Source organism: Lactobacillus delbrueckii subsp. jakobsenii ZN7a-9 = DSM 26046, from assembly GCF_001888925.1.
In the GTDB taxonomy this organism is placed as follows: Bacteria; Bacillota; Bacilli; order Lactobacillales; family Lactobacillaceae; genus Lactobacillus; species Lactobacillus delbrueckii.
Genome location: NZ_CP018218.1, coordinates 247,212 through 260,837 on the forward strand (window position 1 = coordinate 247,212; position 13,626 = coordinate 260,837).

Below are 13,626 nucleotides of genomic sequence, written 5' to 3' on the forward strand. Positions count from 1 at the left end.
CCTTTTATTGCAGTCTCTTGACAATTGTTACTAATGTTACTTATCTGTATAGCTAATTTAAAGCGCTTAAAATGATAATTTCGGCCCTATCTTCGACTTTTTTATGATCTTTTTGCCAAAAAAATGTTCATTTTACCTGATTGTTAACGAGCTGTGGTCGTTTTGTAACACTCCTGTCATATTCCTTTAGTAGCATAGACTTAGTTTTTAAGAGAAGCATGTGAGGAGTTTCTACTATATGACGTTCAAACACAATTTCAAGAAAGTTTTATCAGCAACTGCTTTTGCAGCTGCCCTCGTGGTTGCTCCCGCCGCTAACGTTTCAGCGGCTACTAATGATGCAAGTTCTACCCAACAATCAGCAACTGCAACTAGTCAAGACCAACAAGCCAGCCAAGACCAGGCCGCAAGCCAGTCTAGCGCTGCTAACCAAAGCTCAAGCACTTCTACTTCTAGCGCGACTTCAACCAGCACGGTAAAGAAGGTTGCTAAGAAGACTTCCAAGAAGAAGGCAGTCAAGAAGGTTGCTAAGAAGACTAGCAAGAAGGCAACTAAGAAGACCAAGAAGACTAGCAAGAAGTCAACTAAGAAGACTACTAAGGCCGCTACCGCAGCTGTAACTGCCAGCGCTGACCAAAGCCAGGCAACTGACCAGCAAGACGACGCTGCTAAGAAGGCTGCTGAAGCTGCTGCCAAGAAGGCCGCTGCCGCTAAGAAGGCTGCTGCTAAGAAAGCTGCCGCTAAGAAGGCTGCTGCCAAGAAGAAAGCCGCCGCTAAGAAGAGGGCCGCTGCCAAGAAGAAAGCTGCCGCTAAGAAGAAGGCTGCTAAGAAGTCAGCTGAAAAGGCAGCTAAGTACTGGATCGCTATGCGGGAATCAGGCGGTTACTACACTGCCAGAAACGGCAGTTGTTACGGCCGCTACCAACTCTTGATTTCTTACCTGGGCGGTGACCTGTCCAAGAAGAACCAAGAACGGACTGCTGACCGCTACGTTTACGGCCGTTACGGTTCATGGGTCAACGCCAAGAGATTCTGGCTGGCTCACAACTGGTACTAAAATCAGACAATGCCGAAGGGGGAATCGATCGATTCCCCCTTCTTTTTTACCCTTTTTAGTTCTTTTTTCCCTTTTTCAAAAAGTGATACCTTTTTACTTATTTTACAAAAGCAACCTTTTGTTTTACAATATTCAAATAGTCTTTTAAATGTCTAAAATTGGGAGGAAATCATGCAGCTCAGCAACGACCAGCTTGCGAACATCGCACACGACTACTACATCAGCAAACTCAACATCGCCGAAATTTCCGCCAAATACAACCTGTCCCGCTACCTCATCGACAAGGCCTTAAGCGATGCTGAAAAGACCGGCATCGTCCAGATCAACATCAAGGAAGGAGCCAAGCGGAATTCCGGCCTGGAAAAGAGTTTCCGCCAACAGTTTGGCCTCAAGGAAGCCTTTATCTTAAAGAAGCTGGAGACCAAGAACCAGGACAGCGAAAAGATCGTCAGCTTTGCCGCTGAACAGATCCAGAGCTACATGCAGTCCAGCAAGAACGTCGGAATCACCTGGGGCACGACCATGCTCGACATCATCAACTCCTTTACGGAAGTTAAAAACGATGACCTGACCTTCGTCCAGCTGGTTGGCTATCCTCTCCAGGGCAACGGCCGCAAGAATCCGCTGGAAAGCATCGCCGCTGCCCAATGCGGGGGCCACTTCCACGCCCTTCCCGCTCCCCTTTACTCCTCCAACCCCGACCTGGTCAACTTGATCAAGAAGGAACCTTTTTACGAGCAGCTGGATGAGCTCTACGACAACATGGACCTCCTGGTCGCCAGCCTGGGAACCCTGCAAGCCTTTGAAGAAGAAAGATTCCTGCACGAAAAATACGAGAGCCTCCTCTTCAAGAACATCCACCAAAAGAGTATCTCCGGCATGATCTTCGGCCGGCCATACGACCATGAAGGCCACTTCTTCAGTTCAATTACTGACAAGATCATCGGCATCTCCGACCAGCAGATCGTCAAGACCCCGGTCCGCTTCGTCGTGGTCAACGACCGCTTCAAGTCTAAAGCCCTCTTAGGCGCCCTCAAGTCGGGCATCATCACCCACCTAGTCACTAGTGAAACCATCGCTGACCGGGTCCTGCAGCTGCAAGAAGAAAGCGGCCGGTAAAAAATTAATTATTTTGCCTGCTTAGCAGGCAAAAGGACCAGCTCCGAAAAAGAGCCGGTCCTTTTTTCAACCGGTATAATCTAGCTATCCCCTATTTTGTATGTAAAAATCTTTCTCATTTTCCGATAATTTCTTGCCCAGCTCCTTCTTAATAAAGTAGTTTCTCTTTTCGTATAGGATTTTAATTTAACGGTTAGATGCTTATGATTTCTTTCAGTAAGCGCTAACAAGCGCTGCTGTGTGATTGATAGGATTATATTTGATAGGGGGAAATATCATGCGTAAGTTTATTTGGGCTGCCGGTGCCCTGGGCCTGGCCGCTGCTTTTACCGCCACACCTGTTAAGGCTTGCACGACTGTAGTAGTTGGCAAGAAGGCCACGACCGACGGATCAACCCTGGTTGCCCGTAATGAAGACATTGGCGCCTGGTCCAAGCACTTCTATGTTCACCAGGCAACCAGCAATGGCCCGACCACTTATGTTTCTGAAGACAACGGCTTCAAGACCAGCTTGCCGAAGACTGCCCTACGCTATACCAGCACGCCAGACGTCGAGCAGGTTAATGGCCACCAGTGGATTTTTGGCGAGAACGGGGTCAGCTTCAGCAACAAGAACGAAATCTGGTACATGGAAATCGGCTCCGGCCACACCTGGGCAGCTGTCAGAGTTCCAGACAACAAGTATGCCGTCATCCCTAACCAAATGGTGATCGGCAAGCTCAACCTCAAGGACTCTAAGAACTACATGGCTTCAACCAACCTGGTCAAGAAGGTTAAGGCCTGGTCCCAGAACAAGAAGATCAAACTGGCTGGCTATGTAAAAGGCACGGTCAACTACTCCAAGGCTTTTGGCACCAACGACAAGACCGACGCCATCTACAACCGGCCAAGAATGTGGGACGGGCAGAGAATCTTGACCTCAAGCAAGAAGCCGTCAATTACTAAGAAGTCCTACACCGAATCATAAAACTTACTAAATCTTGATAATCACATCAATATTGGTAAGTTTTTCTGATATTCCTTTCTAGTTAAATCTATGAGTAGATTCAACTTGGCAAAAGAAACGCCGATTGTAAAATTAAACTGAACACTGTTCCGATCCAGTAAGAAAAATCGTTTTCACTGGATTAGAGCACAAAAAATCCATTTCAACCATCTGGTAGAATATGAATTACCACAAACATTTCTAGAGAGGTTAAAATGGATCATTCTTATTCTAACACTAAACCACACCAAAAGGGCAAGCACCTTACGCTAAACGACCGGACTACAATCCAGGAGCTGCACTCTAAGGGCTACTCTAATCGTGCTATAGCTAGAGAACTTAACTGCTCACCAAGCACGGTCGGATATGAGCTCAAAAGAGGCACAGTATCCCTGTATACCGGCAATGTGAGGCGGTATAAAGCTGTCGAAGGGCAAAGCACTTACGAACTACATAGAAGCGAATGCGGCCGCAAGAGCTTGTTTCTTCGCAGACATAAGTTCATCGACTATGTTTCCCACTGCTTTCATAATCAAGGCTGGTCTCTTGATGCTTGCGTGGGTTATGCTTTGGCCAAGGGAATCTTCCAGAAAGATCAGGTCGTATCAACCAAAACTCTGTATAACTACGTTGACTTGGGCCTAATGGACATCAAGAACGGTGATCTTCCAGAGAAGGTCAAGCGCAATACTAAGACTCGTCGTGCCCGTGTAAACAAGCGTATCCTGGGACGAAGCATCGATGAACGTAGTCCTAGAATCGAAAGCCGTAAGGACTTTGGCCACTGGGAATGCGATCTGGTTCTTGGACACAAGACTAAGGACGACGATGTGTTGCTTACTCTGTGCGAACGAAAGACGCGTCAGTTCTTCATGATCAAGATTGAGGATAAGACCTCAGCTAGCGTTATGAAGGCATTTGATAAGCTTCGAGAGTACTACGGATCCAAATGGAATCAAATCTTTAAGTCTATCACAACTGACAACGGATCTGAGTTCGCAGATCTATCCAATCTTGAGCAAGTTTCCAAGACTCTTGTGTACTACGCTCATCCTTATACATCTTGTGATAAAGGCAGCGTAGAACGGCACAACGGGCTTATCAGACGCTATATTCCCAAGGGAGACCGTATGGATAAGTACAGTGTGGAAGATATTGCTAAGATCGAGGTATGGTGCAACTCTCTTCCTCGGAAGATCTTAAACTACAAGACTCCAGAAGAGTACTTTGACACCGAACTTGACCGCATTTACCGGCGTAGATAGTCAAAATCTACCAGATGTTATGGTAAGTGTTCAATTTATTCTTGCAATTGGCGTTGGCAAAAGAAATCAGATTTTTAACCTTTTGAAGTTAAGGTCAGTGAGTACGGTTGGCTGTCAAATAACGCCAAATGGCATTATCCAATAGCTTTTTATCTGCCCCACTGGAAACTTTTAGCATGGCAGTCGGAAAGGCATCTTGCCCGCAAAAAGCGGGCAAGCATATCGTGATGCCTTCTCGAAGCAGTCAAGCCGCGATTTTAATACCCCGAACTGAGTTCGTTAAAGCTGACTGCTCTTACATGCTAGAGCCTTCAACTTTGTAGTATTACTTGCCTTATGCTTCTTTTATCCGACTGGCAAGAATCTCCTTAACTCGCTTGTAAGGCGTGTAAAGCGTGATTTCTTCGTCAGTTAATCTACTCAATATGTTTTTGGCTGCGGCGATATTCGCATTCATCTCGCCGCATTTCTTGCATTTGGTCAGTTCATGATGACTGCCGTATCTTTCCTCAAAATGCTGCCCGCAGATCGGACAGTACTGAGAAGTATATGCCGGATTGACATCATGAGTTTCAATCGAATTCTTGCTTGAAAGATATTCAATACGTTCATCCAGTTGGCCCTTAGTCCATGAATTCAAGCGTTTGCGTATCTTTCTTGCGAATCTGCTGTTATCTGATTTGACGCCTTTTTCTTTTACGAATGTCAAGTCTTCCTTAGCAATGACCGCCGGATGCTCTGTCTCGATCATCCTGTTTATCGCATGGTTGATAAAGCTTCTGACAGTTTCTTGCGCTGAGCGGTAGCTCTTGTCATACGACTTTCTGCCGATATTGTTCTGCTCCAGATTCTTAAGCTTGCCAAGCAGTTTTATTTTCTTCCTCAAAGCAGTCTTAGACAAAGGTTGGTTTGCCTTCTCCAGTTGCTCAAGCTGCTGATTGAGCTGCCAGCGCAAACTCACATATGGCTGGCGATTTGCGTTTCGCTTGCCGTATTTGTCAACGATGGCATTGGCAAGCTTGCTGAAGTTTTCACCATATTCATTGCCGCTGCTGCAGGAAAGCAGGGTGGCAAGCCCCTTGTCAATGCCGATTGCCTTCTTTGAATCATTGCTGTAACGCTTGCTAGAGATCAGCTTATGAACTTCAAGGCGCTGCTTGATGCGGTCAAGCACCACGGTGATATCGCCGGTGCGTGGATAATTCCACGAACTGGTCATCTCTACAGAAAACTGCTTTCTAGGCACATCGGAACTGAATGAAAAAGTATTTCCTTCAAATGCCCAATTCAAGTCACACTTCATGCTAGAGCCAAGCTTGCCCGACTTGCGTGCCCGGTAGTGGCAGCGGTACGTAATCCGGCGCAGGTAGCTGTGCGCTTGCTTGATTTGCTTATCCGTAAGTTTAGCTTCTATTTCAGTTAAAGCTTCAGTGTATTCTTCTGGCAGCTCAATTGGCTTGTGAAGAAGAACGGCTTGCCATGCGCTCTTAAATTTCAAAATAAAGAACAGAAGGTGGCGCTGATCAGCAGAAAGATTTTCATTTCCTTGGATCACTTTCTTCAAGCGATTCGCCAGATTCGACCACATGCTTTTTATGTTGGCACATGCTTTTTATGTTGGCACATGCTTCACGGAGAGCGCCTACCCAGTGCTTGGTCTGAAAGTTGTAGACTGTTTCTAGCTTGCCTTTTGAGCCTTTAACCGGCTTGTCCCACTTGCGAACTTGGTTGCGCAGAGCCTGCCAGTTATTAACCGCTAGCATCGACTTGATGCCGCAGTAGCGGTTCAAAAAGAAATGCCGGCATCTGCCGTATCTTTCAAAAAAGTCGGACATTCTGGCAAATTCTTCATCGCTTATCTTTTTGGAGTAGACTCTAACTGTCTTGGGCTGAGTCTTTTTCACTGTCTGCTTGACTGAAGAGTTTCTTGGATGACTCTTGCATTCTGATGCGACCTCTTTCCATACAGCTTAGCTGAGAAAACAGTGATTATAGATAAAACATCTTCTACAAGTTCTGAATTTGGATCAACGTTATCTGTCTGATTGATGACAACCAGCTCTACATCGTTTGCCTGACAGATTGTCTCAATCATTTCAAAGCCAAAACGGACAAGCCGGTCTTGATAATTTACCACGACTCGCTCGCACTGCTTCTTGCAGATCATGTTGATCAGCTCTGTCAGGCCCTTTTTCTTATAGTTGAGACTAGATCCAACATCTTGAATGATCTTAAACTGATAGCCATTGACTTCGCAATATCTGGACACTACATCCTTCTGCCTTTGGAGGTCTTCTTTTTGATGACCAGAAGAAACCCGGCAATAGCCGATGGTTAGCAGCTTCTTAGGCTTAGACGCCTTCACATTTCCTTGCAGAACTTCATCTAGCATTTCTTTAGTGTAGCGACGTTGATTGGAGGCAGTTCTAAGCGGCGTAATCAGTCCTTCAGCTTCCCAATTGCGGAGAGTTGACTTGGCAACGTTAAGATATTCAGCTGCTTTTGATATGGACATGTATTCGCTCATCGTTTCTTCCTTCCAATCTTTTGATACCGGCATTATATCATGAATTGGTAAGAAATATTACTATTTAGTACTGGATGAAATTAATACTTTTTAATAGTCACAACCTTCTTCCTCAAGCCGGACAAGAAGGTTAGTCCGGCCAAGGTTGGCCAGGTGCTTTCCTCCCACTTCACCGGGACCAAGTACTCCAGCTACGGCAAGTGGAAGGGCGGCTACCGGCCGATCAACGTGCCAACTGACGTGGAATCCCACATCCTGCATGTGCCTAAGGAATACGCGGCTATCCAGTGGCTGGCCATGGCCTCCTCGGCTAACAGCGTCTACCTGCCTTTCTACACCAACATCAGTGACACGCCAAGCCAGTACAAGGTTGACGTGACGGCAACTACTAGGACCCGACTAATACCAAGTCCGCCTACTGGACTTACAAAACTACGGCCATGGTAATTGAAGCCTACAAGCACAAGAAGTTCATCGACAGCTCAACTGGCAAGAAGATGGACCTGATCTACAAGGACGTTAACCCGACTAAGAAGGCCGTAACTAAGTAGCTCAAGGCCTACCTGGCCCAAAGCGACAAGCTGACGGCCTATCTGACAGAACAGAACCAGAAGAAATGCCGACTACGCTCAAAAGAAGTGGCAGACCATGAACAATAGCTTGATCGTCCACTCCAACAAGCTGGCTCCGGTAACCAAGTCCAAGCTCACTTTCAACAAGTAATTTTATTTCTGTAATCTCCATAGTAACTGTAAACAAGAAGCATTTTAACAAGTAAGAAGAGTAACATCGATATTTTAACCGCGCGAAAAAGGCAGCCTTAGCGGGGCTGCCTTTTCACTTACAAACTTTTTACTTTACTTACAAGCACTTTGCAAACTTGCTTTTAACCTTTTTACCACAGGCCGATCAGCTTCATCCACAAGCCGCCAATGCCGCCGTAGACTACCAGGTAGAAGAGACCCAAAACGAAGCACATCTTCCACCAGTCAGTCTGCTTGACATAGCCTAGGGCGAAGAGGGCAGTAGCCGGCCCACATGAGTAGTGGGTGGTTGACTGGAAGATCGCCCCAGTCATGCCCAGCATGATAGCCGCGAACATTACCGGCACGCCAGCACTCTTGGCAATCAAGAGCAGAGGCGCGTACATGGCAACAACGTGGGCCGTGCCGGAGGCAAAGAGGTAGTGGCTGTAGAAGTAAACCAGGACCAGGATGGCCATGACCAGAACTGGTGACATGCCGCCGATGACAGACTTGATTGAAGTCTGCAGCCACGGAATCACGCCGCCCTTAAGGCTCAGTTGGTTGGCCATGAAGATCAGGATTGAGAACCAAACGACAACGTTCCAGGCACCAGTTTCGCTCAGCATGTCCTTGGTGGTCAGCACCCCGGTTACCAGCAAAAGCGCGGTTGCCAGGAAGGCTACCCAGGTAGCGTCCAAGCCGATGAAGCTGGACAGCATCCACAAGACAAGGGCCAGGATGAAGACTGCCATCATAACCTTCTCAGAAGCCTTTATAGCGCCCATTTCCTTCAATTGGCCGTCAGCCCATTCCTTGGCGTTAGGAGTTTCCTTAATCTTAGGCGGGTACATCTTGTAGATGATAATTGGCACTAAGATGAAGGAGATCAAGGCTGGCACGATAGCGGCTGCTACCCAGCCGAACCAGGAAATCTTGACCCCATTAGCCGCTGCCAGACCAACCGCGGCCACGTTAGGAGCTGAGGCAGTCATGAAGAGGCTGGATGAGATCGTGTTGGCGTGGAATTCGTTGAAGACCAGGTAGGAACCGATCTTGTCTTCCGTGCCATCAGAAACCTTGGAACCGAAAGTGTTGGACAAGGATTCGATGATTGGCAGGACGATACCACCAGACCGGGCAGTGTTACTTGGGGTGGCTGGTGAAACGACCAAGTCGATCATGGACAAGGAGTAGGCCAGACCCAAAGTCTTTTTCCCGAAGGCCCGGACGAAGATCAAGGCGATCCGCCGGCCCAAGCCAGTCTTGGTAAAGCCCCGTGCAATCATGTAGGCCATGGCGATGGTCCATGGAGTTGAGTCAGCGAAGGCTGACAGGGCTGGCTTCATTTGCGCCAGGCCCAGGCCGATGATGGTCACGTAGGCGATGATGGATACCCCGGCGATTGGCAGGGGCTTGGTAATGCAGGCAATGATCGTCGCCAGGAAGATGGCGAACATATGCCAGCCGGCAACGGTGATGGTCGCCGGGCGCAGAGGAGTGAGCAGGAAGAGCCCAATCCCGATGATCAAAGGCCAGATGAAGCCTTTGTAATTAACTTTTGTTAACATTTTTTCTCCCGCTTTTTGAAAAAAACTATTCTTCCGGCTTAGTCCGGTCGATGTTGGTCATGGCCATGTAGTCCATCCATTCATCGTATTGTTCTTCAGTCACCTTGCCGCTCTTCAGGGCAGCTTCCTTCAAGGTAGTGCCTTCACGTTGAGCAGTTTGAGCGATTACGGCAGCTTCATGGTAGCCGATCTTTGGTGACAAAGCAGTAACAGTCATCAGGGAGTTTTCCAGCAGGTCATCCATTCTTTGTTCGTTGACAGTCAAACCGTGGATCATCTTGTCAGCGAAGCCAGTAATAGTGCCGGCCAGGATGTCAGCTGATTCCAGGAAGGCAGCGATCATGACAGTCTTGAAGACGTTCATTTCGAAGTTACCTTGGCTGGCAGCGAAGTTGATAGTTACGTCGTTACCCAATACGCGGGCTACAGCCATGGTTACTGCTTCAGCCTGGGTTGGGTTAACCTTACCTGGCATGATTGATGAGCCTGGTTCGTTGGCTGGGATGTTAAGTTCACCGTAGCCGGCACGTGGGCCAGAAGCCAGGAAGCGGATGTCTTGGGCAATCTTGAACATGTCGTTGGCCAAAGTCTTGAAGGCGCCGTGCATTACGCTCAAAGCTGAGTGGTGAGCCAGGCCCCAGAACTTGTTGGTGTCAACCTTGAATTCGTGGCCGTAAACTTCTGACAGCTTGCCAGCGATAGCTTCAGTCATGCCCGGAGCGGCGTTCAAGCCAGTACCTACGGCAGTACCACCGATAGCCAATTCGTAAAGGCTTGGCTTCAATTCTTGGATGTAAGCCAGGTCATGCTTCAAAGCTGAAATGTAGCCGGAAACTTCTTGGCCGAAAGTCAAAGGAGTAGCGTCTTGCAGGTGGGTACGGCCAACCTTGACAGTCTTCCAGTACTTGTTTTGCTTTACCTTAAGTTCGTCAATCAAGTGTTCAATAGCTGGTTCCAGCTTGTCGACAGCTTCAACAGCAACGATGTTCATTGCAGTTGGGTAAGTGTCGTTTGAGCTTTGGCCACGGTTAACGTCGTCGTTAGGCAGGATGTTCAAGCCTGGGTGAAGCTTGTTAGCCAGGTTGGCAACAACTTCGTTGACGTTCATGTTGGTTTGAGTACCTGAACCAGTTTGCAATACGTGAAGTGGGAAGTGCTTGCGCAGGTCTTCGTCGCTAAGTGCCAGCAATTGGTCGATAGCTTCTTCGATTGCTTGTCCCTTTTCAGCTGGTTCGTCGCCAACTTCAACGTTTGATTCAGCAGCAGCCTTCTTCAAGTGCAGGAAAGCACGGATGATAGCCAATGGCATCAATTCGCCGGATGGGAAGTTGTTGCGGCTTCTTTCAGTTTGCGGGCCCCAGAGAGCTTCCTTAGGAATCTTAACTTCACCGATCGTGTCTGATTCAATACGGTATTCTTGTTCTGCCATCTTACAAATCTCCTTACAAAAAGCTTTTACAAAAATCTTGCTTAACTAATTGCATTATATAACGGCTTTTTTGAATTTTGTTAAAAATAACACAGCTTTTTGTCGTTTTTTAAAGAATTTCAAGGACCGTCTATTTTTTGAAATTTAGGGGATTTTTTAGCAAATTTGTTAAAATGTAAAAGTTTTCAGTGATAAGTAAGCGGTTGCCAGAAGCTCTTTGCAATTTATTTTGACGTAGTAAAAAAATTTTAGCCTGTTTTTTACAGGAAGTTAATGAAAAATGTAACTTGTGAAATATTCATTAGCCAAAAGTGGTTCAGGCAGTTTTTCCTTATAATAATACGCTTTCATCGTTTTAAGAAGAATGCGAAAAATGAGCATAGCTAAAAAATGAGGGATTTTGGGCAGTTGCATCCCCGGCACAAACACAAAAATACAAGGAAGAAAAAGGTCTATCCTCAATTGGTCAATGTCATTAAGTTAAGACATTGACTCTGAACGGAGAACGTCTTAGAACACTCATCAGAATTTGATGAGTGTTCTTTTTGCTTAATTTTTGAAATCGCTTTACGCTATCTTTGATTAGAAATTTTATCAAAGGTGGCGTATTCTCATGACTAAGAAACATCAAGTCTTTAGACAGCTTGATTCTGTAACGGATAAGGCTGCCGAATGCATCAATTACTTTGCTTATCATCCGTGCAAAGATTTCACGCGTAAAAGAAAATTGGATGCTAAGACATTCATTAAGACCACTCTTGGCATGCAAGGAAACTGCTTAAATAAGGAGCTAGCTGACGCATTTCCTAAGTTCTCTGAGCGAATGACTGTATCGGCCTATGAACAACAGAAAGCTAAGGTTAACCCTAGATTGTTCAAGGTAATTCTGTATGAATTCAATTCAACTCTGAAACAGCCTGCTTTATATCGTGGCTATCGACTGCTGGCAATCGATGGTAGTGACTTTGCTTTGCCATATGATAAGCATTCACCATTTCTATGCAATATTCAAACAAGAAAAACACCTTCGGCCGATAATAAATTAACGACCAAAGGTGCTTGCTTGATTCATGCCAATATCCTTTACGATATCGCAAATTGTTGTTACCTAGACTGCTTATTGCAATCACGAAAGGGTATGGATGAACGCAGTGCGGCTGTGCACATGCTTCAGAACTTAAGACTTCAGCACCGCTATATCGTACTGATGGATCGTGGCTATGAATCCTTCAATCTTTTCAAGCATGGCAATCGACTGTCTAACTGCAACTATGTTGTTCGCCTCAGAACTAAAGATAAAGGTGCTATTCGGGAAATCAGTGCTCTTCCCGACCAAGAATGTGATCTTGAGATGACGTTTAACATCACCAATAGCGCCAAGCAAAAGAAGCTTCATCCGGAGTATCACAAAATCAATGCCCCAAATCGTCGCTATAAGGACAAATATTCACCCAAGTACCGTACAGCGCACTGGGATTTTGAAAGTTTTTGTCCGGTCCACTGCAGAATCGTTAAGCTTAAGATCAACGACCCACAATCGGGAAGCACCAAGTGGGAAGTACTAGCTACTAATCTAAGCTCGAACGACTTCCCGCTTAGTGAAATGAAAAAACTGTATCATCTGCGCTGGGATATTGAAAGCTCATTTCGCAAGCTAAAGTATGATCTCGGTGCAGTATGTTTTCATTCGAAAAAACCAACATTTCAAGAAATCGAGTTGTACTCTCAACTGATTATGTTTAACGTGGTCAACAGAATCATATCCCTTTGCCGGGTAGCTGATGCTCACAGGAAATGGCCTCATGAGATAGACTTTAAAGAGGCAGCCAACATAGTTCACCGCTATTATACAACGTCCATGAAAGATGCCCCAAAGCAGATGATTGAAGAAATAGAAGCGTATCATCATCCAGTCCGAAAAGGCCGAAAATATCCAAGACCTTTACGGTTTCAAGGTTCTGTTAATTTAAACTATCGAATTTCGTAAAAAGACAGTCAATTGACTGCTTATTTGTCATGCCCAAAAAACAGAAAAGACACCTATCTAACATAGATAAGTGTCTCAAAACGGCTCCCTGTTCAAAGTCAATGCCTTAACTTAATGACATTGCCCTTTGGCAGCAGTCGCTTTGTTTGAATCAATATTAGCGGGATCTAATCAGTTAATACCCCTCCGTTGTAAAGTACCAACGAACGTTGTCCCCACTCTTAAGCTTCGTTAAGTTTGCAGCATGGTCAATAAATTTCTTGTTAACACTGAACATCCAACCGGAACCGGCCTTAACGTCATTTTCCTTGAGGCCGTTAATGCCGTTCACGTAAACGGAGGGGCCCGGAATATAACTAATCTTCAGGTTCGTTTGCTTTAAAATCGAAAACGCGTTGGCGCCCTTTTTAACGCGCATCCACTTCGAATAGAAAACTTTTTTGTATCCATCAACCGTTAAATGGATTTGAATTGTATTCTTAGCATTAGACGACTTTTTAGCCGCATGATGCGTATCCTGAACCACCTTGGTTTCTGCTTTGTGGTTAATTTTACCCAGCTTATCAGATTTAGGGGCATTTGACCGCTTAGTTTTAGCGACCTTGTTAGGACTTGCCTTTGCACTGGATCCGGTTGTCCGATTAGGGCTTGTGCTTGATTGAGAACTAGCAGTTTGGGGCTTGTTGGCTGTTTTTTGAGCCCGCCTATCTGCTTTTGGTTTTGCTTTGCTTGCACCCTTTGCTTTTTGCTGGTGACTTGGCTGTTTAAGATAACTTGAACTGGTCGAACTTGAACTTGAACTTGAAGAAGTCACTTGTTTAGAAGTTGTCGGCTTAGGGGCTGCGTCTCTCGATGAAATCACCTGTTGGGCGCCAAAAGCGATTCCAATTGTGAGAATGAACGTAAGAATGAAGCCAATTGCTTTTTTCATATTGTTTTGTCA

At 46.0% G+C, this 13,626-nt stretch carries 10 protein-coding genes and 1 pseudogene; 6 read left to right on the plus strand and 5 right to left on the minus strand.

The window, feature by feature from the left end; translation table 11 throughout:
- Positions 1-238 precede the first annotated feature (238 nt).
- The 4 genes from LJ046_RS01375 (at position 239) to LJ046_RS01390 (ending at position 4,426) form a co-directional block, all read left to right on the plus strand.
- On the plus strand, positions 239-1,057 hold the full coding sequence (locus LJ046_RS01375; protein ID WP_002879550.1) for an aggregation-promoting factor C-terminal-like domain-containing protein: 819 nt from the start codon (positions 239-241) through the stop codon (positions 1,055-1,057).
- A gap of 171 nt (positions 1,058-1,228) precedes the next feature.
- Complete coding sequence (locus tag LJ046_RS01380) at positions 1,229-2,176, plus strand: sugar-binding transcriptional regulator (protein WP_002879551.1); 948 nt, start codon at positions 1,229-1,231, stop codon at positions 2,174-2,176.
- Positions 2,177-2,453: 277 nt separating this feature from the next.
- The gene (locus LJ046_RS01385; RefSeq protein ID WP_002879552.1) at positions 2,454-3,143 is read left to right on the plus strand and encodes a C69 family dipeptidase; all 690 of its coding nucleotides are present in this window, start codon (positions 2,454-2,456) and stop codon (positions 3,141-3,143) included.
- A gap of 233 nt (positions 3,144-3,376) precedes the next feature.
- A complete protein-coding gene (locus LJ046_RS01390; RefSeq protein WP_002878880.1) occupies positions 3,377-4,426 on the plus strand; it encodes an IS30-like element ISL7 family transposase in 1,050 nt (349 codons plus the stop codon).
- Between the two features lie 334 nt (positions 4,427-4,760).
- On the opposite strand, the pseudogene LJ046_RS01395 reads toward LJ046_RS01390, so the two are convergent.
- Positions 4,761-6,261 (minus strand): annotated as a pseudogene (locus tag LJ046_RS01395) (RNA-guided endonuclease TnpB family protein).
- Between the two features lie 65 nt (positions 6,262-6,326).
- Complete coding sequence (locus tag LJ046_RS01405) at positions 6,327-6,953, minus strand: IS607 family transposase (RefSeq protein WP_072557691.1); 627 nt, start codon at positions 6,951-6,953, stop codon at positions 6,327-6,329.
- 93 nt (positions 6,954-7,046) lie between these two features.
- On the opposite strand from LJ046_RS01405, the gene LJ046_RS01410 reads away from it, so the two are divergent.
- Positions 7,047-7,400, plus strand: coding sequence for a C69 family dipeptidase (locus LJ046_RS01410; RefSeq protein WP_133281435.1), 354 nt, complete (start codon positions 7,047-7,049; stop codon positions 7,398-7,400).
- Between the two features lie 448 nt (positions 7,401-7,848).
- Here LJ046_RS01410 and LJ046_RS01415 read toward each other — a convergent pair whose 3' ends face one another.
- Together LJ046_RS01415 and LJ046_RS01420 are read right to left on the minus strand one after the other, a co-directional pair.
- Positions 7,849-9,267, minus strand: coding sequence for a DASS family sodium-coupled anion symporter (locus LJ046_RS01415; protein WP_002878959.1), 1,419 nt, complete (start codon positions 9,265-9,267; stop codon positions 7,849-7,851).
- A gap of 25 nt (positions 9,268-9,292) precedes the next feature.
- Complete coding sequence (locus tag LJ046_RS01420; protein WP_002878957.1) at positions 9,293-10,696, minus strand: class II fumarate hydratase; 1,404 nt, start codon at positions 10,694-10,696, stop codon at positions 9,293-9,295.
- A gap of 613 nt (positions 10,697-11,309) precedes the next feature.
- Between LJ046_RS01420 and LJ046_RS01425 the strand changes: the two genes are divergently transcribed.
- Complete coding sequence (locus tag LJ046_RS01425; protein WP_072557692.1) at positions 11,310-12,683, plus strand: IS4 family transposase; 1,374 nt, start codon at positions 11,310-11,312, stop codon at positions 12,681-12,683.
- Between the two features lie 175 nt (positions 12,684-12,858).
- Here the strand turns inward: LJ046_RS01425 and LJ046_RS01430 are convergent, their stop codons facing one another.
- On the minus strand, positions 12,859-13,614 hold the full coding sequence (locus LJ046_RS01430; RefSeq protein ID WP_002877134.1) for a DUF4430 domain-containing protein: 756 nt from the start codon (positions 13,612-13,614) through the stop codon (positions 12,859-12,861).
- Positions 13,615-13,626 lie beyond the last annotated feature (12 nt).

Bases quoted from the DNA above. Each gene is read 5' to 3' on its own strand.
- LJ046_RS01390 (WP_002878880.1), top strand. From the start codon at position 3,377: ATGGATCATTCTTATTCTAACACTAAACCACACCAAAAGGGCAAGCAC.
- LJ046_RS01425 (WP_072557692.1), top strand. From the start codon at position 11,310: ATGACTAAGAAACATCAAGTCTTTAGACAGCTTGATTCTGTAACGGAT.
- LJ046_RS01420 (WP_002878957.1), bottom strand. From the start codon at position 10,696: ATGGCAGAACAAGAATACCGTATTGAATCAGACACGATCGGTGAAGTT.
- LJ046_RS01385 (WP_002879552.1), top strand. From the start codon at position 2,454: ATGCGTAAGTTTATTTGGGCTGCCGGTGCCCTGGGCCTGGCCGCTGCT.
- LJ046_RS01380 (WP_002879551.1), top strand. From the start codon at position 1,229: ATGCAGCTCAGCAACGACCAGCTTGCGAACATCGCACACGACTACTAC.
- LJ046_RS01415 (WP_002878959.1), bottom strand. From the start codon at position 9,267: ATGTTAACAAAAGTTAATTACAAAGGCTTCATCTGGCCTTTGATCATC.
- LJ046_RS01405 (WP_072557691.1), bottom strand. From the start codon at position 6,953: ATGAGCGAATACATGTCCATATCAAAAGCAGCTGAATATCTTAACGTT.
- LJ046_RS01430 (WP_002877134.1), bottom strand. From the start codon at position 13,614: ATGAAAAAAGCAATTGGCTTCATTCTTACGTTCATTCTCACAATTGGA.
- LJ046_RS01375 (WP_002879550.1), top strand. From the start codon at position 239: ATGACGTTCAAACACAATTTCAAGAAAGTTTTATCAGCAACTGCTTTT.